The organism is Krasilnikovia cinnamomea (assembly GCF_004217545.1).
GTDB lineage: Bacteria > Actinomycetota > Actinomycetes > Mycobacteriales > Micromonosporaceae > Actinoplanes > Actinoplanes cinnamomeus.
In genome coordinates, this window is the sequence record NZ_SHKY01000001.1 from 408,588 (window position 1) to 434,399 (window position 25,812).

Sequence of the window (25,812 nt, forward strand, 5' to 3'; positions counted from 1 at the left end):
CGCCGGAGCCGGGGTGACGCGGCGCCGCGTCACCCCGGCCGGTCAGCTCGCGGAGTAGATCTCGACGTTGCGGAAGGCCACCTCGTAGGCCTGCCCGGCGGGCACACCCTCCTCGGTGAAGATGCCCAGCACGACGCGCCCGTCGGTGATGAGATCGCGGTCCTGCAGCGGCACCGTGCCCAGCGCCGTGCCGTCGCGCGAGATCTCGACGGTGTCGCCGACGGTGGTGATCGTGACGTGGGTGGGCGGGCCACCGACGGCGATCGGTGCGGCGTCGAGCGGGAACGTCTTGTAGACGTCCGGATTCGCCCGCTTGTGCACGCCCACGTACACGGCCTTCTCGCAGAACCGCACCTGGTAGCCGCGAACCGCCTTGAACCGCAGCCAGATGCTCGCGCAACTGCCCGGGGTGCGCAGCTCCAGATCCACCTCCGTGCGCAGGTCGTTGGGGACCTGATCCAGCGGGCCCCGGCAGCGGAACGACCCGGAGCTCTCCCGGCGCACCACGAGGGCTCCTTCGAACGAGCAGCTCGCCTTCTCGTTGGCGTCCGACGTCGACTGCCACAACGACCGGACCGTCAGCGCGTCGGTGATGAGCGGGGTGGGTGCGGGCGCGGTGACCGTCGCGCTCGTGGTGGGCTCGCCCGCGCCGGCGTACCACGGCGGGCCGATCGCCAGCAGCGTGGCGATGCCGAGCACCGCCACCAGCAGCACCACGGCCGCGGCCGCGGCGATGGCCCGGCCCGGCCCGCGTTTCGCCCCGTCCGGCTCGGCGGGCGGGGCCGACCGCAACGCGGCGACCGGGCGGGTCTCGGCCTCGCCGTCGACGATCCCGGCCAGTTCGGGCGCCGGGTTCAGCATGGTGAGCTGGCGGTTCGTGTCGTACCCGGTGGCGGCCTGGGCCTCCTCGGTGGCCGCCCGCAGCCCCGGCTGGTCGGCCAGGGCGGCCGCCGCGGCCGGTGTCCGCCGGGCGCCGCTGACCAGCAGGTCGAGCAGCTCGCGGGCGGTGGGCCGGTTCGCGGGGTCCTTCTCCAGAGCGTGCGCGACCAGGTCGCGCAGGGGACCGGAGAGTCCGTCCAGGGTGGGCGGCTGGGTCAGGATCCGGGCGGCGGTCGCGGTCGGCGAGTCGGCCGAGAACGGGGTACGCCCGGTGCCCGCGTACGTGACGACGCCGCCCCAGGCGAAGATGTCCGCGGCCGGGGTCAGGGTGTGCCGGACGTCGTCGCCGAAGCGCTCCGGCGCCATGTACGCCACCGTCCCGACCATCTGGTCGGTGCGGGTGAGGCCGGTGGTCGCCTCCAGCGCGCGGGCGATGCCGAAGTCGATCACCTTGGGGCTGCCGGGCGCCAGCAGCACGTTGCGGGGCTTGAGGTCGCGGTGGATCACCCCGGCGCCGTGGATGGCGGTGAGCGCGGTGGCCACGCCGATCGCCACGGAGTGCAGGTTCGCGGAGGTCAGCGGGCCGCGGTCCTGCACGACGTCGGCGAGGCTCGGGCCGTCGACGTACTCGACCACGAGGTACGGCAGCTCGTGGTCGGGGTCCGCGTCGAGCACCTCCGCGGTGCAGAACGGCGGCACCTGCCGGACCCGGTCGACCTCGCTGCGGAAGCGCCGCCGGAACTCGTCGTCGGGCGCCAGGTCCGCCCGGACCACCTTGACCGCCACCAGCGTCCCGCCGGGGTCGCGGGCCAGGTAGACCGTGCCCATGCCGCCCTGCCCGAGCCGGCCGACGACCTCGTACTTGCCCAGCTGGCGCGGGTCACGCGACCACAGCGGTGCCGCGCGCTCGTTCGTCATCGTGCCCCCACGCCCATCCCAGCCCTCGAACGGCCGCCGACCCGCGGCCGACTGGCACCTTATCGGGCAATGTCAGTGCCTGCGAACCCCCTGCCGCGCGTTGCCGCCTAACTGACACTCCGTGATCGCGGCGGGGCCTCAGAGGGACTGGATCGCGACGTCCGCGAAGGTCACCGAGGTCGCGGCCCGGGCGGCCGGCGCGGCCACGCTGGCGCCGAGCACCACCTGGCCGTCCTGGGGTGAGTCGGCGGGCAGCGGGAGGGCACCGGCGAACTCCCCGGCCAGGAACAGCTCGGCCCGCCCCTCGCGCACGACCAGGTGGATCCGGGTGTCGGCGCCCAGCGGGATCGGGCGCGGCAGCGGCACCGTGCCGAACACCTGCTGGTCCCCGGGGGCGTCCGCGGCGACCGACAGCTCCCGCTGGCACACCCGCAGGACCTGACCGCCCGCCTCGGAATCCCAGTGGTACCAGACGGCGGCGCAGCCGCCCGCGTTGAGCAGGGTGACGCTCACCTCGACGGCGAGGTCGCCCGGGAACTGCTCCGCCGGGCCCGGGCACTGCAGGGTGCCGGGGCCGGGGAGGGTGGCGCGCAGAACCCCGCGGACGGTGCAGCCGGCACCGTCGGCGCGCCGCGCGGTCTCGCGCCACTGGGCGGGCGAGTCGAGCGAATCCTGCAGGTCCGGCTCGCCGGACGGCTCGACCGGAGCGGCGCCCGGGCCACCACCGTCCCCGCCCGCGCTGCCACCGTCCGCGTCCGCGCTGCCACCGTCCGCGTCCGCACCCGAACCGTCGGCACCGCCGTCCGCCTCCGCACCCGAACCGTCGGCGCCGTCGTCCGCACCGGAACCGTCGGCGCCGTCGTCCGCGCCAGAGCCGTTCGAGCCGCCGCCAGAGCCATCCGGGTCGCCGCCGCGACCGGAGTCGGAGATGAGCGCGTCGCGCGCCAGGCTGTCCAGGCGCAGCACCGCGGCGACGGTCCCGAGACCGGCGAGGACCAGCAGCATCGCCAGGGCCGCCAGCAGGCGGCCACCGCGCGGGCGCCGGGCGTACGCGACCGGGCCGCCGGGCGGGCGGACCGGGGCCGCCGAGGTCGCCCGGCCCGGATACGCCGGAGGCGGTCCGGCGAGCCGAGCCGGGGCCTGGGGCGGCCGGGGCCCGGTGCGTGTCGCGGGGCCGGCCGGACGCCGGACCGGCGCCTCGCCGAGCAGCATGTCGAGCAGTTCGCGGGCGGTGGGCCGCTCCGCCGGGTCCTTGGCCAGCGACAACTCGACGAGGCTGCGCAGCGGCTCGGCCAGCCCGTCGAGGTGCGGCGGCTGGGTGAGGATGCGCGCGGCGGTGGCCGGCGGCGAGTCGGCCCGGAACGGGGTGCGCCCGGTGCCCGCGTACCCGACCACGCACCCCCACGCGAAGACGTCCGCGGCGGCGGTCAGCGGCACGCCCGGCTCGGAGGAGAACCGCTCCGGCGCCATGTACGCCACCGTGCCCACCATCTGGTCGGTGCGGGTGAGCTGGCTGGTCGCCTCGAACGCCCGGGCGATGCCGAAGTCGATGACCTTGGGGCTGCCCGGGGCCAGCAGCACGTTCTCCGGCTTCAGGTCGCGGTGGATGACGCCCGCGCCGTGGATGCCGGCCAGTGCGGTGGCCACTCCCACGGCCACGGAGTGCAGGTTCGCGGCGGTCAGCGGCCCGCGCTCCTCGACCACCTGGCCGAGGCTGGGCCCGGGAACGTACTCGACCACCAGGTACGGCGGCTGGTGTTCGAGGTCCGCGTCCAGCACCTCCGCCGTACAGAACGACGGCACCTGGCGGGCCCGCTGCACCTCGCTGCGGAACCGCTGGCGGAACTCCGGGTCGTGCGACAGCACGGCGTGCACCAGCTTGACCGCGACCGGGCCGCCATCGGGGTCCTCGCCGAGGTAGACGACACCCATGCCGCCGGATCCGAGCCGCCCGACGAGCCGGTACCGGCCCAGCCGGCGCGGGTCGTTGCGGTGCAGGGCCTGCACCGGGGGCGCGGCGGGTGCACTCATCGGGCCCCGCCTCCCACCGCGCCAGCGGCGCCCGCCGGCTCGGCCCGGCGCTGCCACCGCAGCCCCGCCGCGACGAGCACCAGCAGCGCCACGGCGAGCCAGCCCGCGCCGACGCCGCCGATCAGGTCGCTGATCCGGCGCTGCAGGCCGGTGGCGGCGGCGACGAGCGGGTCGTGTCCCGAGACCCGCAGGTCCCGGGCGAGGCGCAGCTCGTACCAGCCGTAGTAGGCGACGTATGCGCCGCAGATCAGCAGGACCGCGCCGCCGAGGCGGGGCACCACGGCGGCGGCCCGCCGCAGCCGGGTCACGGCCGAGGTCCGGGCCAGCGCCACGGCGACCGCGACGACGCCGACGACGATCGCCATGCCGAGCGCGTAGGCCGCGAACAGCGCCAGCCCGGCGCCGATGGTTCCGGCGCGCAGGGACGCGGCCACGATGGCGAGGAACGGACCGGCGGCGCAGCCGAGTGAGGCCAGCGCGTACCCGGCGCCGAACAGTGCAGTGGAGGTGAGCGAGCCGGTCAGCCGGGGGGCGCGCAGCCGGGCGCCGAGCGCGGGCAGCGAGCGCCCGGCCACCAACCATCCACCGATCGCGGCCAGCAGCGTGCCGAGCACGACGGTCAGCCACGGCAGGTGCGGCTGGACCCGCGCGGCCAGCGGCGCGACCACGAGGCCGAACGCGCCGAACACGGCGACGTACCCGGCGGTGAGGGCGGCGGTGCAGCGCAGCGCGCGGACCACCGGGGCCGCCCCGGCGGGTCCGCCGTCTGCGGACACCAGCAGGGACAGGTACGCGGGCAGCAGCGCGAATCCGCACGGGTTCACGGCGCCGAGCATCCCGGCGGTGAGGGCGAGGAGCACCGGCACCTGCACGACTCAGGCCACCAGCGCCTTGATCTGGGCGGTGAGCTGCAGGTCGTCGAGGTAGCCCGAGATTCGCACCGCCCCGGCGCGGTCCAGCAGCACGTACGTGCTCTGCTCAGTGACCCCGAAGCGGCGCCACAGGACGCCCTGCCCGTCGTCCAGGTGCGGCACGGTGCCCACCGTCAGGTCCGCCACGAACCGGTGCATCGCCGTGTTGTCGCCCATCCCGGCGATGCCGAGCACGGCGAGCCGGTCGCCGTACGTGTCCTTGAGGTCGGCCACGGACTGTGCCTGAGCCGCGCAGGTCGCGCACCACGGGGCCCAGAACCACAGCACGGTGGGGCGGCCGGCGAGGGTGGCCGCGTCGTACGCCGCCCCGTCGAGGGTGCGGCCGGTGAACCGCAGGTTCGCCGGAACGCTCGCCGCCGAGCCGGAGCTCGCGGCGGTCTCGGCTGCCGGGCGGGCGGCACAGCCGGCCGTGGCGGCGGCGAGGCCGGCGGCCGCCACCGCCAGAGCCATCGCCGCCGCCACGGCCCGCCGGGTCACTTCCCGGCCGCCTCGGTGAGCCGCAGCGCGAGCGCCGGGCACACGTTGACGGCCCGGCGGGCGCCGTCCTCCAGCCATGGCGGCAGGGGCGTCGTCGGGAACGCCGGGAAACCGTTGGCGTCGAGCCGGATGATCTCGGGCGCGACGGCGGAGCACAGCCCGTGCCCGTCGCACCGCGACCAGTCGAGGGCGAGCTTGCGTACGCCCTGATTCTGGTGGTAGGGCAGCGGCAGGATGCCGCGCACCTGCTTGCCGCAGCCCTCGCCGTTGGCGTGCGCCGCGACGTCCTTGTGGAAGATCTCCAGCGCGGACAGCGCGAACCGGGCGGTGCCGTCCGGGTGGCTGCACGCGCCGCGGCCCTTGACCACACCCGCGGCGGCGCGCACGTCCTCCAGCGCGTTGCCGCCCAGCGAGACCAGGGTGACCGAGCGGGCCAGGTCGGGCAGGCCGAGCCGGCACGGCCCGCACTGCCCGGCGGACTCCCCGGCCAGGTACTGGGTGACCTGGGCGACCTCGCCGAGCGGGCAGGTGGACGACCCGATCGGCAGCAGCATGCCGGCGCCGAGGGTGGCCCCGGCCTTGGCGAAGCCCTTGCGGCTGATCGTGACGGTCTTCGCGGCCTCGGCGGACAGCCACTTGCCGTGGTAGCCGCCGACCAGGATGCCGGGCCCGATGTCCGCGCCGCACATGGTGAGGATGTCCATGAGCGGGGTCCCGGTCGGGGCCTCGACGACGGCCGGCGCGGTGGCCGAGCCGCCGACGGTCAGCATGACCGTGCCGGGCTCCTCGGGGATGCCGACGCTGTTGTACTCCCACGGCCCGAGCCGCGCGGCGATGGCCAGCTGCGAGTACGTCTCCGCGTTGGACAGCAGGGTGGGCAGGCCCATCACGCCGTTGTCGCTGGAGCGCACCTTGCGCCCGGGCGGGATGTGGGCCTCGCCGTTGATGCCGCGCACCAGGGCACCACCCTCACCGGAGATGAACCGGTGCGGCACCGTGACAATCCGGGTCGGTACGGGCATCTTGCGCTCGGCCAGCGCCGCCGCGAGCGAGTCCTGGCCGATGCCGTCGTCGGCGACACCGATGACGATCTCCTCGGCGTCCAGGGCGGCGGCGGCCAGCGCGGCCCCGTCGAGGATCAGGTGCGGGCCCCGGGTGAGGATCGCCTTGTCCTTCCAGGACGGCGGCTCACCCTCGGTCGCGTTGACCACGATGACCGGCGGCAGGTCCTGGCGGCGGCAGGAGTCCAGCACCGCGCGCACCTTGCGGGCGAACGGGAACCCCGCCCCGCCGCGGCCGCGCAGCTCGATGCGGTCCGCCAGCCCGATCAGCTCCCCCGAGCTGAGCGCCGCGAAGCCGCCGTGTACCTCCTGGTGGGCGACCAGGTCGAGGCGGCCGTACTCGTCGAAACCCGCGGTGATGCGCGGGGTCCCGATCGCGGTGACCGGTGGAACCTTGGACGCGCTCATGGCCGCGCCCCCCGGCGCCGCCCCGCGTCACCCCTGCCGTGGTGGTGCATGTTCACTGCGCTTCTCCTCGCAGCTGACGCCAGTACTGGTCGTCGGCCACATCGTCGGTGCTACGTCCCCGACCGCGACGAGCCCCCCGGCTCGCCCCGCGCGGGGATTCGGGCTGTTCCGCCCGGCGGGCCCGCCGCGACGCCATGTCCACGAGGGTGGGCGTCTCGTCGGGCTCCAGGTCGGGGCCCCACGCCTGACGGTCGTACTGCGGGCCACCGAGGTCGACGAACTCGCTGCGGCTGTGCCGCCCGGAGTCGGCCCGGTCGACGTCGCCACCGCGATCCCCACGGTCGCGCCGGGAGCGGGGCGCGGGCGAGGGGTCGTCAGAGTACCGGGTCGAGCGGGGTTCCGGGAGGCCCGGCGCGTAGCCGGGATCGGCCCACCGGTCGGCGCGGCGGGGCCGCGGGTCGGCGTACCCGTCGTCCTCGGCGGAGCGGCGGCCGCGGGGCGGGTCGTCGGCGTACCGGCGGCCTCGGGGCTCGTCGTCGCCGCGCGGGGCGCGGCGGGGCTCGTCCTCGGCGTACCAGCCACGGGCCGGAGCGGCCTCGATGGCGCGGCGCTGCCGGGGGGCGGGCTCGTCCTCGGCGTAGCGGCCGGCGCGGGTCTCGCGCTCGTAGCGGGGCGGCACGTACTGCTCCTGCTCGCCCGTGCGGCGGCGCGAGCGCGGCGCCGGCTCCTCCTCGGCCTCGAAGTGGCGCCGGCCCGACTCGATCGCCCGCTGCGACATCGCGCGGGTCTCCTCGTCGAAGCGGGGCGCCGGGCGCCGGGCGGGCCCGTCGGAGTCGGCGTGGCGGCGCGAGCGCGGTGCCTCGTACCCGTCCTCGCGCCGGCCGCGTGGCGCGCGGTCCTCCTCGCCGGCGCCGCGGCGCGACCGGGTCTCGCGCCGGTACACCTCCTCGTCGTACTCGGACCGGCCATCCGCCTTGGCGGGCGGGGCGCTGTCCGCCTTGGCCGCCGGCTTGTCTCCGGCGGGCGCGGGGGCGGCCGGGACCCAGGGCTCCAGCACGGCGGTCTCGGTGAGGCCCGGGTTGGAGGAGATCCGCGAGCCGAACCGGTCGCCGTCGCGGCGCTTCCTCATTCCGGCGGCGCCGCTGGGTGCGAGCTTGCCGACCGGCTTCATGGCGCCCGTGCTGGTGCCGGACTGGGAGGCGAAGTCCTTCTTGCGGTTCAGGCTGACGGAGACGCGCACGGCGAGGCCGAGGACGACCAGCAGGATGCAGACGACGTAGCTGACGATGACCCAGACCGCGCCGGGGCGGCCCGCGTTCAGGCCGTGCACCACCGCGAGCGGCCACATCAGGTACGAGCTGGCGTGCACCGAACGCCACATCCACGGCTTGCCGCGGCCGATGAACCGGGCCCGCGCGATGCCGCTCCACAGGACCACCACCATGATGATCGCGGAGATCGTGCCGAAGCCGACGAAGAAGTTCCCGTGGAGGAACGGGATGAACACGTCGATCACATCGATGTGCTGCTCCATCAGCTTCGCCCACAGGTGCACGCCGAGCGCGCCCACGGCGATCACGCCGAAGGTGCGGTGGGCGGACTGCAGCAGCACGCGCTGCCGGATGGAGAGCACGAGCCGGTCGGTGCTGACCAGGCCGAGCATGATGGTGATCGAGAGCGACACCAGGGTGAGCACACCCATGTAGTACTCGAGATAGGCGAAGACATAGACGTACAGGACACGGCCGGCCGGCGTGAGCATCGCGGCGGCCCAGATCGCCAGGATGATCGAGACCGCGAGGGTCACGATCGCGAGCTTCGACGGCGGGGTGGGGCCACCGGTGGCGTCCATCGGCACGCTTCCACGATTGGCGGATCGTTGGTTCAGCTTCGTCCGGGCCATTGACTCCTCGTTCTCCGCAGCGGTCGCGTCTCGGCGGGCCTTCCTTGACGCCGGCACCCGTGGGGGATGCCCCGCGCTATTCCGTTGGGCGGTGCCGCAGACCTACCTTTCTCACCGTGCGTTGCGGCCAGTCCCTGCCCAATCCCCATCTACGTGTGCGGGCCGCGTGCGGATGAACGATCCGCAACTTCTTTGTCGGCAACTTTGCACCGGGCTGCTAGGGCACCCGCTTGCATGGCCTCTGAGCTGCGAAGACATCGGAGCGCAACCGACGGGTAAGAGAAAAGTAAGGTCCCCGCGCGGGTAATCCCGCACACGTGGTGAACCTTTCGGCGGCGCCGCCCGAACTACCTCGTGAGCGAGCAAGCTGACGCCTGAGCGTAAGGAGATGGTCGCCGTGCGGCATCGTGCTGCCCTGCTCTTGGCGGTGCCGGTGGTCGCGGCCGCGGCCGCGTTCCTGGTCCTGCCCAGTGCCGCCTCGGCGGCGCCCGGCCCCGGTGGGGCCGAGGTCCGCATCACCGAGGCACCCCGGACACTCGACGCGGGCGAGGACGCGGACACGGTCACCGCCGTCGTCACGACGGACCGCGGCGGCCGTTGCCGCAAGGTGCGCTGGTCGGCGGTGCTGCGGGCGGAGGGCCCCAGCCTCGATCAGGTACGCGTGCAGCGGATCGAGGACGACGGCGACTTCGCGGTGCAGGTGCAGGCCGCCGGTGACGCCGCCCGCCTGACCGATGTGCAGTTCGACCCGGGTGAACTGTGCCGGGGCAAGACCGTGACAGCGCGGTACCGGATCGCGGTGGACGAGGACGCGCCGCAGGGCCGGATCACGCTGGAGGTGCAGGCGTTCGAAGGGGGTGTGCGGGCGCTGGGTGCCGCCGTCACGACCGCCACGGTGCAGGGCGAGGGTGCGCAGCCGGAGCCGAGCGAGTCCGAGGAGGCCGAGCCGAGCCCGTCACCGGACGAGTCGGACGACACCGGCGGCGCGGCCGTCGGCGACACCACGGAACCGTCCGGGCGGAACCCGGGCGCGGCCGCCCCGGCGGCCGACAACGCCGCCTCCTCCTCGGACGGCTCCTCCGGCCTGCTCGGGCCCGGCCTGATCGTCGGGGCGCTGCTGGTCTTCGCCGGGGTGGGCCTGCTGCTGCGGCTGCGTACCCGCAACCGGGCGGCACGCCACCCCATGCCGACCTCGTTCTACCCGGCCCCGTGACCTGGTGGGCCCCCGCCACTCCGGAGCGGCGGGGGCCCGGTCCCGGTCAGGACAGCGGCGGGTACGCGTTGGCCATCAGCTCACGGAACTGGGCGGAGAACCAGGCCCCCGACAGGGGAGCCCCGGACAGGGCACCGGTCAGGTTGTTGCCGTTGCGGGCGTTGCCGGTGTACGTCGGGTCGCACATCCGGTCGAAACCCTTGCCCTCGTCGTTCGGGATGAGGGTGCTGGAGCCGTCCGACTCCCCCGGCGGCTTGACCCACACGTACGCGTCGATGCCCGGTTCGGGGGCCGCCGTGGGCCGCTCGCCCAGGCCCGCACCGGACTGGTTGCACCAGTTGCCGGCGTGGATGCGGCGGTCGACGCGCGACTCGTTGACGAACGTGTTCACGTCCGTCGACGTGCTGGCCCGGGTGGGCCGGTTCGGGCCGCCCCAGCCGTTGCGGGAGGTGTCGATGAGCATCCCGATGCCCGGGTCGAAGCCGATCGAGACGAGCTTGCTCCGGAACGCGGTGGCGAACGTCAGCTCGTCGACGTACTGGTTCCAGTCGATCCACTTCGACTGCCGTACGGAGGTCCCGTTGACCGTCGAGGCGACCGTGAAGTGCGGCTCCCGCAGCGCCGAGTAGTTGGCGGTGTCGGTGATGAACCCGGTGACGTTGCGGACGTCCCCGGAGGCCCGGGCGGTCTGCAGCATCAGGTCGGCGGTGGGGCCGAAGCTGGAATCCCAGCCGATCCAGCCGTGGTGCGCCGCGTCGAGGTAGTTGTAGGTGTTGCCGATCGCCCCGAGCTTGCGCAGCGCGTACGCGATGCCGTTGACGTATCCGCCGTTGCTCTTCATGGTGTCGCACATCGCGGTGGCACCGGCCTGGCCGGCGGTGTTGGTGACCAGGTTCGGCAACGAGTCGATCTCGATGACGTTGATGATGCGCAGGCCGCGGTACCTGGCGTCGGCCTGGATCGCGGCGATCGGGTCGATGTACTCGGCCTGGTAGCGGGGCAGGTCGGTGGGCCCCAGTTCGCCGTTGGAGGCCAGCGCGGCGCAGTCGCGGCCGGGCAGGTTGTAGATGACGAGCTGGATGTAGCCGGCGCCCTGGGCGAGCGCGGCGTCGAGGTGGTCGCGCAGACCCATGGCGCCGTTGGAACCGCTGCCGGTGGCGCCGTCGATGGCGGCGATCCGGTCCAGCCACACGGCGGTGGGGTTCTGCGAGATCCGGCTGCCGCCCGGCTCGGCCTCCGCCTTGGCCCTCCACTCGGGATTGACGTAGCCCTTGGCCCCGACGTACGGGTTGTCGACCCGCGACCCGGGGGCCGGCGAGGTCGGGGGCGTGGTGGGCGGGGTGGTCGGGGGCGGGGTGGTCGGGGGCGGGGTGGTCGGGGTCGTGCCGGTGCAGGCGACGCCGTTGAGCGAGAACGTGGCGGGGGCCGTGTTGGTGCCGGAGTAGTCGGCGTTGAAGCCGAGCGACGCCGTGGCGTCGGTGGCCAGCGACGCGGACCAGCCGGGATTGGCCACGCTGACCCGCTGGCCGGACTGGCTGAAGGTGCCGTTCCAGCCCTGGGTGATGCGCTGGTTGCCGGCGAACTCCCAGGTCAGCGTCCAGCCGTCGGTGATCGGGTCGCCGAGGTTGGTCAGGTTGATCGACCCGGTGAACCCGGTGTTCCACTGGTTGACGGAGTAGGCCACGCGGCAGCCGGCCGCCGCGTGCGCGCCGGGGGCGAGCGCGACGACGCCGGCGCCCGAAACGGCGGCGGCGAGGGCCGCGGTGGCACCGCGTGCCAGGCGTGAGCGCCGGGTGGGTGGATCGGATCTCATGGTGGGGGCTCCTCGGGGATGGAGTGGGGGCGCGACCGGGCAGTGTGGCCGGGCTGACCGGCGAGGTCGCGACTGCCGACACCCGGGGCCGGTCGGCGGTGATCGACACATGGACATCGGTCACTGCGACCGCCCCGTCAGCATGGCATGGGAGCGCTCCCAGCGCAATCGTTCTGTGACGACTCGGAAACAGCTGAGTAACCGGCGGTGCTACGGCAGGTCGAAGGTGGCCACCACCGGGGCGTGGTCCGACTCGGGGTACTTGCGGTCCGTGGCGAACGACGCGCTCTCGTCGTGCAGCACCTCGTTGTGGATCTCCGAGCCCCGGTAGTAGGCCAGCAGATTGCGGGTCACCAGCAGGTGGTCCAACATCTCGCCCCGGCCCTGGTGGAACAGCGTGTACCGGTTCGACAACGGCACCGTGTTCTCGATCGGCACGAGGACCCGGCCCGCCAGATCACCGTTGCCGGTGTCCTCGACGTTGCCCCGGATGGCCAGCACGGGCACGTCGTCGGGGGTGGCGTTGAAATCGCCCGCCACGATGACCCGCGCCGCCGGGTCGGCGTCCAGGATCCGGTCGACCAGGCGGCGCACCTCCACCGCCTGCGCCATCCGTTTCATGCTGGACAGGAACACCCCCTCGGCCCAGGCGTCGGCCGCGCGCCAGGTGTACGCGTCCACGGTCTGCCCCGGGATCGGGGTGGGGATCTTCGACTTGAGGTGGACGTTGATCATGTGCAGCGGGAGACCGTCGGGGGTGGACAGTTCGACGTGCAGGATCGGCCGCTCGACGCTCACCTCGACCGGCGCTGCGTCGGCGGGCACCGCGGTCAGCCGCTGATAGCGGGGCGCGGCCACCAGCTGGTGTTTGAGCTGCTCGCGGGCCACCACGGGCAGGGCGGTGGCGACGACCAGGTTCCGTTCGTCGTACACCTCGTCGCCCTGCGGGCGGGTGCTGACCAGCTCGGCCCGCTCCAGCGCGGTCCCGGTCAGCAGCTCGCGCAGGGCCAGCAGCGCGCGCGGGCGGCCGGGCCGCTCCTGGCCGTTGACCTCCTGGAAGCAGACCACGTCGGCGCGCAGCCGGGCGATCTGCGGGCGCATCAGGGTAATCCGCTCGCCGAGGCTGGGCCGCTCCCCGGCCGCGGTCTCGTCGAAGTTCTCCAGGTTGAACGTGGCCACCCGCAGCTCTGCCATGCCCCACGCTAGCCCCGGAACCTGCTCTGACCTGCGGTTCTGTCGGTGATTTCGCACCGGTCAACTAATCGCGGCCGATCCGGCGACCCCGGCCGTGTCGGCCGGGGTCGCCGGGGCGCTCAGTCCCCCGAGCTCCGGCCCGGCCGGGGCGCCAGCGCGCACCCCGGCGAAGCTCGTCGTGAAGTGCTGGTCGGCCCCGGAGTACTGCAGGTAGAAGTCGCTGTTGCTGGGCCCGTCCTGGCTGACCACGGTCTGGAAGGCGCCGTCGGCCTTGTCGAGCCTCACCCACGCGGCGGCGGTGTAGTCCGATGCCGTGTTCAGCAGGGGCGCACCGGTGCCCAGGTACTGCGTCGCGCCGTCCAGGGCCACGGCCTGTCCGGTGTGACCGGCGACGAAGGCGGCGCCACCGACCGGGGTCGCGTCGTGGCCACCGGCAGCGGCCACGCCCGTGCCGTCGAGCGGGTAGATGGCGATCCCGGTGAGCCCGGGTGTGCCGGGTGCCGGCTGGGGCACCTGACCGGCCGAGCCGTCCGCCTCGGCGATGATCCTGGTGTTGATCGCCCGGACCTGGTCGAGGTCCATCTGGCCACCCGCCGGTCGTACGTGAAGAAGCCGTTGACCTCCCCGCGACGTCAGTGAGCTGGGTGTACACGGCCGCGCTGATGCCGCACGCCCGCGTCGGGGCGAGCACGTCCTCCTGGTTGTCCCACGTACTTGCCGGTCAGGGTCGCCGCGCCGGGCTCCATCTCGTACGCGTGCCCGTCGCCGAACCACATGTGGTTGGCGACCTTGAAGCCGAAGCCGCCGTGCTCGCCGTCGATGGCCACCCGCTCGCCGCTGGGCGACAGGTAGGCCGGGCCGAGGTACTGGTGGAAGTCGATCACGCCGCCGTGCGCGCCGGCGGAGACCGGCGTCGCCGTGCGAGTTGCTGGCTAGACTCAACTTTCGCGAGGGCCATCGGAGCCGCCCGACCCACTGACCGCCGACGGAAGGTGACACTGTGGACGGACCTGCCCCGGCTTTCGGCGAACTGCTACGCCAGCTCCGCCTCGCACGCGGCCTGTCGCTGCGCGCCTTCCAGCCGCTCACCAACCACTCGAAGAGCCTGATCGGCGACTGGGAGACCGGCCGCAAAGTACCAACGTCCGACATCGCCAAGCGCCTCGACCACCTCCTCGACGCCGGCGGTCGACTCGCCGCCGCAGCCGCAGCCACCCGCCCGCCTAACGCGCCGGACCGGATCGCGTCCGAGGTCGTCCGCCACTTCGCTCACCAGGGCCCGGTCGCTGACGAGATCAGACGACGCGCCGAGGTCGCCGGGCAAGTCGACGTGCTGGCAATTCGCGGCCTCGGCATCCTCGGCCTCAACGACTCTCTGCTACGGCCCACGCTGGCCCGACGCGGCTGCCCGTTGAAGGCGCGCATCCTGCTGCTCGAACCCGGCTGCGAGGCGGCCGCCACCCGGGCGGGTGAAATCGGCGAGAACCCCGCCGCGTTCGCCTCCGGCATCAAATTCACGCTCGCCCGGCTCGAGGAGCTGACGGCGTCCGCGGAGAACCTCGACCTGACCGTGTCCCTGTACTCCAGCCAGCCGATCTGGCGCACCATCCGTGTCGACGATGTCCTCTGGGTGTCGAGCTTCGCCCCTGGCTGGGAGGGCCACGAGTCGACGATCTACGAAATCCCCAAGACACCGCGCGGAAGCTTCTGGTCAGGCTACTGCAAACAGTTCGACGAGATGTCCGCCCACGCCCGCCGCGTCATCTGAGGAGTCCACGGTGATCGAAGCCGAGCTCAAGGCCCGCCTGAGCAACCCTGGAGCCGTCCGTGCCGCCCTGGCCGCCCGGGCAGCGCCGACCCGCGAGATCTACCAGGACACCTACTACGACACCGCGGGCGAGGACCTCGACCACACCGGGCGGGAACTGCGGCTGCGCAGCGTCGACTCCGGTGAAGTTCGGAGCCACCTGCTGACCTTCAAGGAACCGGCCGTCGACGAGGTTTCCGGGTCGAAGCCCGAGCACGAGTCGACCGTGGGAGCGCCGCGGGCCGTCGACCACCTCCTGCGCTCGCTCGGGTATCACCCAATAGTCGAGCTGATCAAGGAATGCGAGAACTATCGGCTGTCCCACCTCGGCCGTGACTTTCTGGCCACGGTGGTCGAGGTGCCGGAGATCGTTGGCACCTTCCTCGAAGTAGAGACGATGGCCGAAGCGCACGAGGTCGACAAGGCGCTCGCCGCAGCTCTGGATCTTCTCGGCGAACTGGGCGTCACCGCAGGCGAGCTGACCACAGAGCTGTACACGGACGCGGTCCGTGCCGCTCGCGCCGCCCGGTAGCGGACGGCTGTCCGCGGCTCCGTCCGCGTCCACATTTCCGGAGGTGGACAAGGCTCGGACGTCCCCGCCTCCACACTCGGTGATCGCGCCGCCACGATCGGAGCGGGAGGCGGCGGCCGTACCCGATGGTTCGCGATCAGTCCCGCCGTCTCCCCCGATCAACGGTGGAGGTGGAATTGATGTTGCTGTCCATGCGATTGCTCAGGACGGGAAGGGCCCGCGCCCGGGCGGCACTGAGGGCGGCTGCCGCTCGGGAGGAAGCCGAGCGGCGCGCAGCGTACGAGCGCATCCGCGGGCTCGCCCGGTGAGCGGGGAGCACCAGGCGGCCCGGCCGTCCTGGGACTGCGCCGCGTGCGCTAGGCCCTGGCCATGCGATCCGGCCCAAGAACGGCTGGCGACCGATACCGGCGGTGGCACGAGGCTGGCCGTACTGATGTGGACCTACCTTGAGACCTACTGCAGCGACCGTCACGACGGACCGCTCGGGGAGGTCTTTGAGCGGTTCATCGCCTGGACGCGTCGGTCCAGGGCACCCCGGATGCCGATCGGGGGGCCAACCCCAACCCGTTCGGGGGAGCGGGCGCAGGCTTGAATGGGGCGAGCAGCGGGCGCAGTGGACGGGCGGTCAGCCGCCCACCGACAGATAGCGGTAGCCGAGGCGGCGCATGCGCTCCGCGTCGAGGCAGTGCCGCCCGTCCAGCAGCACCGGCGTACGCATGGTCGGCAGCAGTTTGCCCCAGTCCAGGTCGAGGTAGTGCGACCACTTGGTCACCAGCACCACCGCGTCGCTGTCGTCGAACACCGCCTCGGCGCTGTCGCAGAGGTGCCGGGCCAGGTCCGGCCGCTCGCGGCGGAAGCGCTCGGCGGCCACCGGGTCGTGCAACGCCACCCGTGCCCCGTGCGCGATCAGCTGCTCGGCGATGTCGGTCGCCGGAGAGTCGCGCAGATCGTCCGTCTCCGGCTTGAACGCGAGCCCGAGCAGGCCGATCCGCCGGCCCTTGATCAGGCGCAGCTCGTCGAGGAGCCGATCCACCACCATGCGGCGCTGGCGCGCGTTGACCTCCCGGGCGGCCTGCACGATCGGCATGTCGTGGTGGTACTCCCCCGCGGTGGTGATCAGCGCCGCGGTGTCCTTGCCGAAGCAGGAGCCGCCCCAGCCCACCCCGGGCTCCAGGAACCGCGGCCCGATCCGGGCGTCGAGCCCGGTGCCGCGGGCCACCTCCATGATGTCGGCGCCGACCCGGCCCGCCAGCCGGCCGATCTCGTTGATGTAGCTGATCTTGATGGCGAGGAAGGCGTTCGCGGCGTACTTGATGAGCTCGGCGGAGGCCAGGTCGGTGGAGACCATCGGCACCGCGCCGAGTTCACCCGGGCGGGGCAGGAACGTCGGCGGGGTGAAACTCTGGTTGAGGATGGGACGGTAGAGCTCGTTGAGCACGTGGAGGCTGCGCGGGTCGTCCGAGCCGATCACGATCCGGTCCGGGTACAGGGTGTCGAAGAGCGCGACGCCCTCGCGCAGGAACTCCGGGTTCGACGCCACCGCGAACGCGCCGTCCGGGCGCCGCCCGTGAGCCCGCTCGAAGGACTCCCGCAGGATCGCGTCCACCCAGTTCCCGCTGCCGATCGGCACGGTCGACTTGTTCACCACGACCGTGAACGGGCCGGCGACATGCTCGCCCACGGTCTCGGCGGCCGAGCGCAGGTACCGCAGGTCCGGGTTGCCGTCCGGCAGCGAGGGGGTCTGCACCGCGATGAACACGACGTCCGCGCCCGGCACCGCCTCGGCGTACTCCGTGGTGAAGCGCAGCCGCTCGGCGGCCTCGGCCAGCAGCTCGTCCATGTGCGGCTCGTAGATCGGCGACCGGCCCGCCCGCAGCGACTCCACCTTCGCGGCGTCCAGGTCGACGCAGGTCACATCGTGTCCGAGATAGGCCAGGCACGCACCGGTGGTCAGTCCCACGTACCCCGTGCCGACAACACACACCTTCATCGCTGGTGTCCCTTTCCGCCGCCTGGATGCGCTGCGCCGCACCCGGTCCGCCACGGTAATGCACCGGGGCCCACAGGAAACCCCCATGGTTCCAGGCTCAAGGTCAGGGAGTCGCTGCCGACCTTAGGTCCGTGACTGTGAGCAGTGGCGTGCGCCTCGCCGGTAGCCGGGACGGGTTCACCGTGCCCAGCCAGGCCCATGCGGTCGACGTGCAGACCGACCTGCTTGCCGCCCTCGTGGACGTCATGACCCGGGACACACCGGTCATCGAGCACGTTCTCGACCTCGTCCACCGCCACCTGGGCGAGGTCGCGGAACTGCGCTGCGCCACGGTCTTCACCCTCAGCTCGGAGGACGGCGGACTCTATCCGGTCGCCACCGTCGGCGATCCGGAACCCGGCGAACTGCGTACCGCCGGCATGGTCTTCCGCGTTCCGGCCGGTGCGCCGCCGACCCGAAACGGCGACCGGCTGACCGTACGGTTGCGCATCGGCGGCCAGACGGTCGGCGTGCTCGTGCTGACCGGCGGCCGCCTCGACCGGGTCCGCGAGGACGTCGTCGCGTCGGCCGGCCTGCACCTGGCCGCCACACTGCAGTCGCTCGAGGCGGAACGGCAACGGCAGTTCCTCGCCAACGCGACCACCACGATCCGCCGCCTCTTCGAGCGCGGCACGGTCGCCACCAGCGTCGAGACCGCCGCCGAGCTGGTCGCCCGCGCCACCGCCGAGGCGTTCCGCACCGAGTTCTCCGGGCTGCACCTCGTCGACACCGACGGCCGGATCCGCTACGCCATGGGCGTGGGCCCCACGGTCGACAACACCGAGACCCTGCAGCGCAACCTGATCGGCAAGATGGCCAACGACTCGCCGATCTGGCGGGCGGCCGTCCAGGACGGCTCGCCGGTGCTGGTCAGCGACGTCGAAACCGTCGGGGTCTCCCCGGGCGGCTTCGTCCACACGATGGGGCTGCGTTCCTTCATCGCCATGCCGCTGATGTCCGCGACCGGCCCGGTGGGCATCGTGCTGTGCGGCGACGCCAGCAACACCCGCCGGTGGAGCGCCGACGACCACGGCCTGGCCCGCCAGCTCGCGGTCGAGGGCGCGCTGATCGTCGACAGCGCCCGGCTGCGCCAGGCCGAGCAGCAGCACGTCGCCGAGCTCACCCGCCAGGCGTTCCACGACGCCCTGACCGGCCTGCCGAACCGCTCCCACCTGCTGGAGGGGGCGGAGCAGGCGGTGGCCGCGGCCGAACGCGCCGGCGAGCGGACCGCCCTGCTGCTGCTCGACCTCGACGGCTTCAAGCAGGTCAACGACACCGCCGGGCACCACGCGGGCGACGCCCTGCTGCAGGCCGTGGCGCACCGGCTGCTGCGAACCGTGCGCGACAACGACCTGGTGTCGCGGCTGGGTGGCGACGAGTTCGCCATCCTGCTGACCCGCAACCCGGACCACGCCTCGGCCGCCACCGCCGCCGAGCGGATCCACCAGCGACTCAGCGAGCCGTTCGACATCGAGGGCCGGACGGTCACGATCGGCGCCAGCATCGGGGTCGCGATGTTCCCCGACGACGCCGGCGACGTGCCCCGCCTGCTGCGCGGCGCCGACGCGGCCATGTACCGCGCGAAGCGCGACGGCGGCGGCGTGCGCCTGGCCCGCTGACGCGCGGCGTGCTCCCCGGCCGTTGACGCGGACGGGGGATCCCCGTGTCGCACTGGTGACACCCAGTGGGCAGGCGAACGCGAGCGGGTCACCATGGCGGCAGGGGCGGCCCCCGCAGCGCCGCCCGAAGGGGATGATCGACATGGCCGCCCTCTCACCCTGGCCGATCGTGCGCCGCGGCGCCACCGACCACCCGGTACCCAGCCTGCAGTACCTGCTGCGGGCACGCGGGCAGACCATCACCGTGGACGGTGACTTCGGCCCGCGCACCGAGAACGCGGTGCGCACCTTCCAAACCCAGCGGCACCTCACCGTGGACGGCGTCGTCGGGCCACAGACGTGGGGCGCGCTCATCATCACCGTACGGCGCGGCTCGCAGGGCGACGCGGTGCGCGCGGTGCAGGAGGAGTTCCAGTTCCGCAACCTGTCCGGCGACCCGAGCAAGGGGCCGCAGATCGACGGGATCTTCGGGCCCGTCACGGAACGCTTCGTCCGCGACTTCCAGCAGGCCATCAAGGCGGACGTCCCGTCCATGGCGGTGGACGGCATCGTCGGCCCGATGACCTGGCAGGCTCTGATCAGCGGCATGTTGTCGTTCTGAGCCACGCGGCGAATTGAGTACGGGGCAACCCCGCCCGCTCGTAGACTTCGGACCCATGCTGGCCATGCAGGACGCCCTCACCCGGTTGATCGAGTACTGGACGCGGCAGGGCTGCCTGACCGTCCAGCCGATGAACACCGAGGTCGGCGCCGGGACGCTGAACCCGGCCACGTTCCTGCGGGTACTCGGCCCGGAGCCGTGGCGGGTCGCGTACGTGGAACCGTCCGTGCGCCCCGACGACTCCCGCTACGGCGAGAACCCCAACCGCCTGCAGACCCACACCCAGCTCCAGGTGATCCTCAAGCCGGACCCGGGCGACGCGCAGGAGCTGTACCTGGGCAGCCTCGCGGCCCTCGGCATCGACGTCGCCGCCCACGACGTGCGCTTCGTCGAGGACAACTGGGCCTCCCCTGCGCTGGGCGCCTGGGGTCTGGGCTGGGAGGTCTGGCTCGACGGCCTGGAGATCACCCAGTTCACGTACTTCCAGCAGGCCGGCGGCCTCGACCTCGACCCGGTGTCGGTGGAGATCACCTACGGCATCGAGCGGATCATGATGGCGTTGCAGGAGGTGCGGCACTTCAAGGACATCACGTACGCGCCCGGCATCAGCTACGGCGAGGCGTTCGGCCAGGCCGAGTACGAGATGTCGCGGTACTACCTGGACGATGCGGACGTCGCCGCCAACCGGCGCCTGCTCGACGAGTACGCGGCCGAGGCGCAGCGGATGGTCGACGTGGGACTGCCAGTGCCCGCCCACACGTACGTGCTGAAGTCCTCGCACGCCTTCAACGTGCTCGACGCCCGGGGCGCGGTGTCCACCGCGGACCGCGCGGCCGAGTTCGCCCGGATGCGCCGCCTGGCCGGCGACGTCGCCCGGCTCTGGGTGGCCCGCCGCGCGGAACTGGACCATCCGCTCGGGGTTTCGGCGCCCCCCGCACCCGCGACGCCGCAGCCCGCCGTCGAGGTGACCGGCGACCGGGCCCGGACCCTGGTGTTCGAGATCGGCACCGAGGAGATGCCGCCCGCCGAGGCGCGCGCCGCCTGCGCCTACGTGCGCCGCGCGGTCGCCGAGCGGCTGGCCGCGACCAGGCTGACGCACGGCGAGGTACGGGTGGCGGCGACACCGCGGCGCCTCATCGCGACCGTCGCCGACGTGGCCGCCCACGAACCGGACCAGGTCGTCACGGTCCGTGGCCCCCGCGCGTCCGCCGCGTACGACGCCGCCGGCCAGCCCACCCCGGCGCTGGCCGGTTTCGCCCGCGCCCAGGGCGTCGCGGTGGAGTCCGTGGAGACCGCCGAGCTCAACGGCGTACCCCATGTGGTGGTGCGGCGGCACGAGGCCGGCGGCGCGGCAGCCACCGTGCTGGCCGCCGCGCTCGCGCCCGTGGTCACCGGGCTGCGCGGCGCCCGCAACATGCGGTGGAACGATCCCCGGCTGTCCTTCATTCGGCCGATCCGCTGGCTGCTGGCCCTCTGGGGTGAGCAGGTCGTGCCGGTCACCGTGTCGGCGCTGGCCGCCGGACGGCACACCCGCCTGCTGCGCACCGCCGCCGAACCGGTCGTGCCGGTGCCCTCGGCCGAGGAGTTCGCGGAGCTGATCGCGGTCAACGGCATCGTCGCGGACGCCGACGACCGGCGCGATCTCGTGGTGACCGGCGCGCAGGATCTCGTCTACCCGGACGGCCGGATCGACGTGGCCGCCGAGAGCGGCCTCATCGACCAGATCACCTACCTGGTGGAGCAGCCGACGCCGCTGCTCGGCACGTTCGACGAGGCCCACCTCGAACTGCCCGAGGCCGTGCTCACCACGGTGATGCGCAAACACCAGCGGTACCTGCCGGTGCGTGACGCCGACGGCGCGCTGCTGCCCCAGTTCGTGACGGTGGCCAACGGCCCGGTCGACGTGGACCGGGTGCGGGCGGGCAACGAGGCCGTGCTGCGGGCCCGCTTCGCCGACGCCGCGTTCTTCTACGCCGCCGACCGGCGCGCCGACCCGGCCACGCTGCGGGCGCGGCTGGCCCGGCTGACCTTCACCGACCGGCTGGGCTCGATGGCCGACCGGGCGGACCGGATCGCCGCCCTGGCCGCCGCGCTCGCCGCCCCGCTCGAACTGTCCCCCGCCGACACGGCCGCCCTGCGCCGGGCCGCCCCACTGGTCAAGTTCGACCTGGGCGCCCAACTGGTGACCGAGATGACCAGCCTGGCCGGGGAGATGGCCCGCGACTACGCCCGGCACGCCGGCCAACCGCGCGACGTCGCCACCGCACTGTACGAAGTGGAACTGCCCCGGCACGCGGGCGACGCGCCGCCGCGTACCCTGCCCGGCGCGCTGCTGTCACTGGCCGACCGGCTCGACCTGCTGGCGGGCCTGTCCGCCACCGTGGGCCTGCCCACGGGCAGCAGCGACCCCTTCGCGGTACGCCGGGCCGCGCTCGGCGCCCTCGCGGTGCACCGCGCCCACCCCGCCCTGGGCGCCCTGAGCCTGACCGGCGCGCTGGACGAGGCGGCGAAGCTTCAGCCCGTCGAGGTCCCCGGGCCGGTCCGCCGCGACGTCGCCGACTTCCTGGCCCGCCGCCTGGAACAGGTGCTCACCGAGGAGGGCCATCCGGTCGACCGGGTCCGCGCGGTGCTGCCGCACGCGGACCGCCCGTCGCGCGCCGACCACCTGCTGTCCGAACTGGCCACCCTCGTCGAGGACGAGTCGTTCCGGGGTGTCGCGGCGGCGATCCAGCGGGCCCGGCGCATCGTGCCGGAGGGCACCGCGGCCGCCTACGATCCCGCGACGCTGAAGGAACCGGCCGAGGTCGCCCTGCACGAGGCGGTCGTGGCGGTCCGTGCCGATCTCGACCCGGACCCGGATCTGGCCGGCTTCACCCGGGTCGCGGGGCGGCTGGTCGCGCCGGTGGACGCGTTCTTCGCGGACGTGTTCGTGATGGCCGAGGACCCGGCGCTGCGGGCGGCCCGCCTCGGCCTGCTGGCCACGGTCCGCGACCTCGGCGCCACCCTCCTCGACTGGCCCCAGCTACGCCTCTGACGGCTCCACCCCACGCCTGGCAGATCTTGAAGCGTTCGGGTCAGCGCCGAACCCGAACTCTTCAAGATCTGCCGTCCCCACCAAACTCGCCGGTCGTCGGGAGACGTATCGCGGTGGGGCTGCTCTGGCTACCGTGGGATGAGCGGGCGAGAGCGGGTGGTGGCGATGCGAGCCAGGCTGGAGCCACGGCGTGACGCCGACGAGGCGATCGTGCCGGTTGCCCATCCCACCAGGCCATCCCCGCGGCCCGGCCGCCTGTCCCCGGACCAGTTGCCACCCGACCGGTTCTCGTTGGAGACCGCCCTCGTCGCGGGCAACGCGGCGATCCACCGGCTGGTCCGTGACACCACGGTCCCGCCGCACCAGGACCGGAGCGAGCCGGCCGACGCGTTTGCGCTGGCGACCTCGGGCCAGGCGGGATCGGTACCCTACCGCGCGCGGATGGAGGCGGCATTCGGTCAGGACTTCGGGCACGTCGACGCCTACCTGGGCGGCGAACGGGCGCGGGCCGGGCTGGCGGCGCTGGGCGCGCACGCCGCGACGTACGGCAACCGGATCGCGTTCGCCGACCCACACCCGGCCCCCGGGGTTGTCGCGCACGAACTGGCGCACGTCCTGCAACACGATGGGGCGAGCCTGCCGGAGCGGCCCAGTGGGGTGAGCTCCCCCGGCGACGCGACGGAGCGGGCAGCGACAGAGCGGGCCGCGGCGGAGCGGGCAGCGACCGGCCGGTCGGTCGGCGCGGCCCCCGCGCTGATTCACCGGCTGGTCGCCACGGCGGGCGGGTCCTGGACGACCTCGGCGTACCGGCCGGTCAACCAGCCGGGCCGGATCGGCGCGCACATCGAGCTGCACTTCACCGCGAACGACCTGGTCGAGGCGACCCAGATCGGCCTGAGCCAGAGCGTCCGGACGCTGTCGGCGACGGCCCGTGGCGGCGCCGTGGACACGCCGTCGAACGCCCGTACGATGCCGGACTTCCTGCAGCGCGGCGAGGGCGACGTGGGCCGCGGCATCGACCGGCGCGACTTCGGCCGCGGTGGCACGATCCCCAACACCAACCCGCTGTACGGCGTCTACAACGTCGCCCCGGCCGGCGCCGCCCCGGCGGTCGTGTCGGCCGCCCTGGGTGACGTGGCCGCCAGCGGCGGGAACAACGCCACGGGCGTGCACCGGCGCAAGCCGGACGGCACGTTCTTCCCGGCGGTCGACGCGGTGCTCGACGACACCCCGGGGCGCACCCCCGCCTTCGCGGGGCAGCAGTGGGAGCAGAGCTTCGAGGTCGCGGCGCTGGCCATCGACGGTCCGCTGGCGGGGATGTACCTCGGCAGCGTGGCGTGGGGCTGGCGCACCGACGACGCGGGCCGGGCCAAACTGGATCCGGCCGCGATCACGCTGGTGCGGCAGGGTCCGCCGACGGAGGCGTTCGGCGACGCGGCCGTGAAGTGGAACGCGCTGACCTTCACCGACCCGACCACGGGCACGGTGTACAACACGGTAGACCTGCCGATCGCCCACGACATCGACATGTTCGACACGGTCAACCTGGCCCGGCGGCTGGTCGAGCTGCGCGCGGAGGTCGCGCGCCTGCCCGCGGGCCCGGACCGGGTACGGCGCGACTTCACCCGCCTCGCGTACGAGCGGGAGCTGGCGCACCGCAACGTCGAGGTCTGGGTCAAGGTGCGCGGCACCGAGGACTGGACCGGCGCCGACGAGGTGTACGTCCGGGTCAGCGGCCAGAAGAAGCACAGGACGAAGGCGAAGAAGCTCAACGACGGTGACAGCCACGACTTCCTGGTGCCGCTGGAGGCGTTCACCACCACGCTGCCGCTGGCGTCGGAGGTGCTGATCGAGGTGTTCGACGAGGACACCCCGGACGCGGACGACAAGATCGTGTCGATGCGCTGGTCGCCGGCCATGGGCCCGGTCAAGAACAAGGCGTCGATGGACGACGCCAACTACGACGTACGGGTCGGCTACGAGCGCTGAGGGGGCACGGGTGGGTGAGGTGGCGTGGTCGCCGGTGGTGGCCGGGCTGCGGCTGGGCGGTGCGGCCGACGGCGACACGGTGACGTTCACGCTGCAGAACGCGGGCCCGGCGCAGCTGACCGTCCTGAGTCACGTGGACGTCGGCGAGATCCACCTGGACTGGTACACCGTGCTGCTCGACGGCGGACGCAGCCTGCGCTTCGTCGCCGACCGCGACGAGTCGGCGGTCGAGCGGGCCCGGCTGGCGCCCGGGGAGTCACTGACCCACACGGCCGATCTGCGGCACTGGGCGGGCCGGCCGGTCAACGGGGGTGCACCGTTGCCGTCCGGCCCGCTCGTGCTGCGGTGCCGCTATGAGGTCGACGCGGCGACGGCGGCGACGTTCGGCGGCGTGTGGTCGGGGTCGGTGACCACACCGCAGTTCGGCTGACGGGAAAGAGGGGGGCGGGCCCCGTCAGCCTGGTTCAGTTGTTGAGGGCACAGGGCGCGAGGGTCGCCACGTCGAGGCTCGGCCGGGCGGCATGCCGCCCGATGGCGGTGGCGATCCGGTTGATGGTGGCGACCCGCTTGTCCTCCAGCGGCCCGAGGATCGCGTTCCGCACGAAGTTCGGACCACCCTCGCCGACGCTGGTGGCCAGCCGCCGGTTCGCCTCGCCGATCTGGGTGTCCAGCAGGGCCAGATTGCGGGTCACCTCGTCCTGGGCCCGCGCCGGTATCGCGGGCAGCGCACCGTCCACGCGCGGGCAGTTCACGGTCCGCGCCGCGACCGTGCCGGGCGCCTGGGTGGCCACCGTGGTGGGTTCGGCGGCAGAGCCGCCGCCCTGCTGGTTCAGCGAGCAGGTGGCGAGCCCCTGCACGTCGAGCTGCGGACGCGCCGCGTTGCGCCCGATCGCCGTGGCCATCCGGTTGATCGTCGCAACGCGTTTGTCCTTCAGCGGCCCCAGGATCGCGTTCTGCACGAAGTTCGGACCACCCTCACCACGGCTGGTCACCAGCCGCCGGTTCGCCTCGGCGATCTGGGTGTTCAGCAGCGCCAGGTTCCGCGAGATCTCCGCCCGCGCCTGAGCCGGCACCGCGGGCAGTTTGCCGGCGACTCCGGGGCAGTTGACGGTGGGTGCGCCGGTCTCGTCGGCGGCGGCCACGCCGAGCCCGACGCCGACCATTGCCACGGCCACTGCGGCGACGCCGGCGATCTGCCAGCGACGTACGTTCGTTCGGGAGGTATACATGAGGGCGAGGAACCTTCCTGTGCGGGGAAGCGGGCTTCCCCGATAGTTACGGGAGCGCTCCCATAACCGTTCACCGCACCGGATTTCTTCAGGCTCCCTTAAAGTTGCGCGCTCGCGGATGCCCGGTCCGCGGCGGCGCCGCG

General features: G+C 73.3%; 20 protein-coding genes. 8 read left to right on the forward strand and 12 right to left on the reverse strand.

From position 1 onward, the window contains the following. Positions 1-42 precede the first annotated feature (42 nt). The 6 genes from EV385_RS01700 to EV385_RS01725 all read right to left on the reverse strand — a co-directional run bounded on the left by EV385_RS01700 (position 43) and on the right by EV385_RS01725 (position 8,558). Positions 43-1,797 (reverse strand): serine/threonine protein kinase, encoded by a 1,755-nt coding sequence (locus tag EV385_RS01700; RefSeq protein WP_130507845.1) that lies wholly within the window; start codon positions 1,795-1,797, stop codon positions 43-45. A gap of 138 nt (positions 1,798-1,935) precedes the next feature. Further along, positions 1,936-3,828, reverse strand: coding sequence for a serine/threonine-protein kinase (locus tag EV385_RS01705; RefSeq protein WP_130507846.1), 1,893 nt, complete (start codon positions 3,826-3,828; stop codon positions 1,936-1,938). After that, complete coding sequence (locus tag EV385_RS01710) at positions 3,825-4,664, reverse strand: cytochrome c biogenesis CcdA family protein (protein WP_479723875.1); 840 nt, start codon at positions 4,662-4,664, stop codon at positions 3,825-3,827. The genes EV385_RS01705 and EV385_RS01710 overlap by 4 nt, the downstream gene beginning before the upstream one ends. Positions 4,665-4,703: 39 nt before the next feature. Then, on the reverse strand, positions 4,704-5,210 hold the full coding sequence (locus EV385_RS01715; RefSeq protein WP_130513005.1) for a TlpA family protein disulfide reductase: 507 nt from the start codon (positions 5,208-5,210) through the stop codon (positions 4,704-4,706). 23 nt (positions 5,211-5,233) lie between these two features. After that, positions 5,234-6,706 (reverse strand): NADH-quinone oxidoreductase subunit NuoF family protein, encoded by a 1,473-nt coding sequence (locus EV385_RS01720; RefSeq protein ID WP_130507848.1) that lies wholly within the window; start codon positions 6,704-6,706, stop codon positions 5,234-5,236. Positions 6,707-6,758: 52 nt separating this feature from the next. Then, entirely contained in the window at positions 6,759-8,558 is a 1,800-nt protein-coding gene (locus EV385_RS01725) for a translation initiation factor III (RefSeq protein ID WP_242625215.1), read from the reverse strand. A 448-nt stretch (positions 8,559-9,006) separates the two neighbouring features. Here EV385_RS01725 and EV385_RS01730 point away from each other — a divergent pair, with 448 nt between their 5' ends. Then, complete coding sequence (locus tag EV385_RS01730; protein ID WP_130507850.1) at positions 9,007-9,822, forward strand: hypothetical protein; 816 nt, start codon at positions 9,007-9,009, stop codon at positions 9,820-9,822. Positions 9,823-9,868: 46 nt separating this feature from the next. Here EV385_RS01730 and EV385_RS01735 read toward each other — a convergent pair whose 3' ends face one another. From EV385_RS01735 to EV385_RS34755, 4 genes are all read right to left on the reverse strand, one after another. Next, entirely contained in the window at positions 9,869-11,635 is a 1,767-nt protein-coding gene (locus tag EV385_RS01735) for a glycoside hydrolase family 6 protein (RefSeq protein ID WP_130507851.1), read from the reverse strand. A 210-nt stretch (positions 11,636-11,845) separates the two neighbouring features. Then, complete coding sequence (locus EV385_RS01740) at positions 11,846-12,829, reverse strand: endonuclease/exonuclease/phosphatase family protein (protein ID WP_130507852.1); 984 nt, start codon at positions 12,827-12,829, stop codon at positions 11,846-11,848. A gap of 60 nt (positions 12,830-12,889) precedes the next feature. Continuing rightward, positions 12,890-13,411 (reverse strand): LamG domain-containing protein, encoded by a 522-nt coding sequence (locus tag EV385_RS34750; protein ID WP_242624643.1) that lies wholly within the window; start codon positions 13,409-13,411, stop codon positions 12,890-12,892. A 50-nt stretch (positions 13,412-13,461) separates the two neighbouring features. Continuing rightward, complete coding sequence (locus EV385_RS34755; RefSeq protein ID WP_242624644.1) at positions 13,462-13,713, reverse strand: hypothetical protein; 252 nt, start codon at positions 13,711-13,713, stop codon at positions 13,462-13,464. Positions 13,714-13,829: 116 nt separating this feature from the next. Here EV385_RS34755 and EV385_RS34760 point away from each other — a divergent pair, with 116 nt between their 5' ends. Together EV385_RS34760 and EV385_RS01755 are read left to right on the forward strand one after the other, a co-directional pair. Then, a complete protein-coding gene (locus EV385_RS34760) occupies positions 13,830-14,597 on the forward strand; it encodes a helix-turn-helix domain-containing protein (protein WP_130507853.1) in 768 nt (255 codons plus the stop codon). Between the two features lie 10 nt (positions 14,598-14,607). Then, entirely contained in the window at positions 14,608-15,168 is a 561-nt protein-coding gene (locus tag EV385_RS01755; protein ID WP_207229729.1) for a class IV adenylate cyclase, read from the forward strand. Between the two features lie 625 nt (positions 15,169-15,793). Here EV385_RS01755 and EV385_RS01765 read toward each other — a convergent pair. After that, positions 15,794-17,158, reverse strand: coding sequence for a UDP-glucose dehydrogenase family protein (locus EV385_RS01765; RefSeq protein ID WP_130507855.1), 1,365 nt, complete (start codon positions 17,156-17,158; stop codon positions 15,794-15,796). Between the two features lie 131 nt (positions 17,159-17,289). Between EV385_RS01765 and EV385_RS01770 the strand changes: the two genes are divergently transcribed. The 5 genes from EV385_RS01770 to EV385_RS01790 all read left to right on the forward strand — a co-directional run bounded on the left by EV385_RS01770 (position 17,290) and on the right by EV385_RS01790 (position 24,870). Next, positions 17,290-18,816 (forward strand): sensor domain-containing diguanylate cyclase, encoded by a 1,527-nt coding sequence (locus tag EV385_RS01770; RefSeq protein ID WP_242624645.1) that lies wholly within the window; start codon positions 17,290-17,292, stop codon positions 18,814-18,816. 142 nt (positions 18,817-18,958) lie between these two features. Continuing rightward, positions 18,959-19,417 (forward strand): peptidoglycan-binding domain-containing protein, encoded by a 459-nt coding sequence (locus EV385_RS01775; protein ID WP_130507856.1) that lies wholly within the window; start codon positions 18,959-18,961, stop codon positions 19,415-19,417. Between the two features lie 55 nt (positions 19,418-19,472). Further along, positions 19,473-22,451, forward strand: coding sequence for a glycine--tRNA ligase (locus EV385_RS01780; protein WP_130507857.1), 2,979 nt, complete (start codon positions 19,473-19,475; stop codon positions 22,449-22,451). Positions 22,452-22,616: 165 nt separating this feature from the next. Further along, positions 22,617-24,440 carry an eCIS core domain-containing protein gene (locus tag EV385_RS01785; protein ID WP_130507858.1) on the forward strand — a complete coding sequence of 608 codons (1,824 nt, stop codon included), beginning with the start codon at positions 22,617-22,619 and terminating at the stop codon, positions 24,438-24,440. Between the two features lie 10 nt (positions 24,441-24,450). Continuing rightward, complete coding sequence (locus EV385_RS01790) at positions 24,451-24,870, forward strand: hypothetical protein (RefSeq protein WP_130507859.1); 420 nt, start codon at positions 24,451-24,453, stop codon at positions 24,868-24,870. A gap of 34 nt (positions 24,871-24,904) precedes the next feature. Here the strand turns inward: EV385_RS01790 and EV385_RS01795 are convergent, their stop codons facing one another. Then, entirely contained in the window at positions 24,905-25,669 is a 765-nt protein-coding gene (locus EV385_RS01795; protein ID WP_130507860.1) for a hypothetical protein, read from the reverse strand. Positions 25,670-25,812 lie beyond the last annotated feature (143 nt).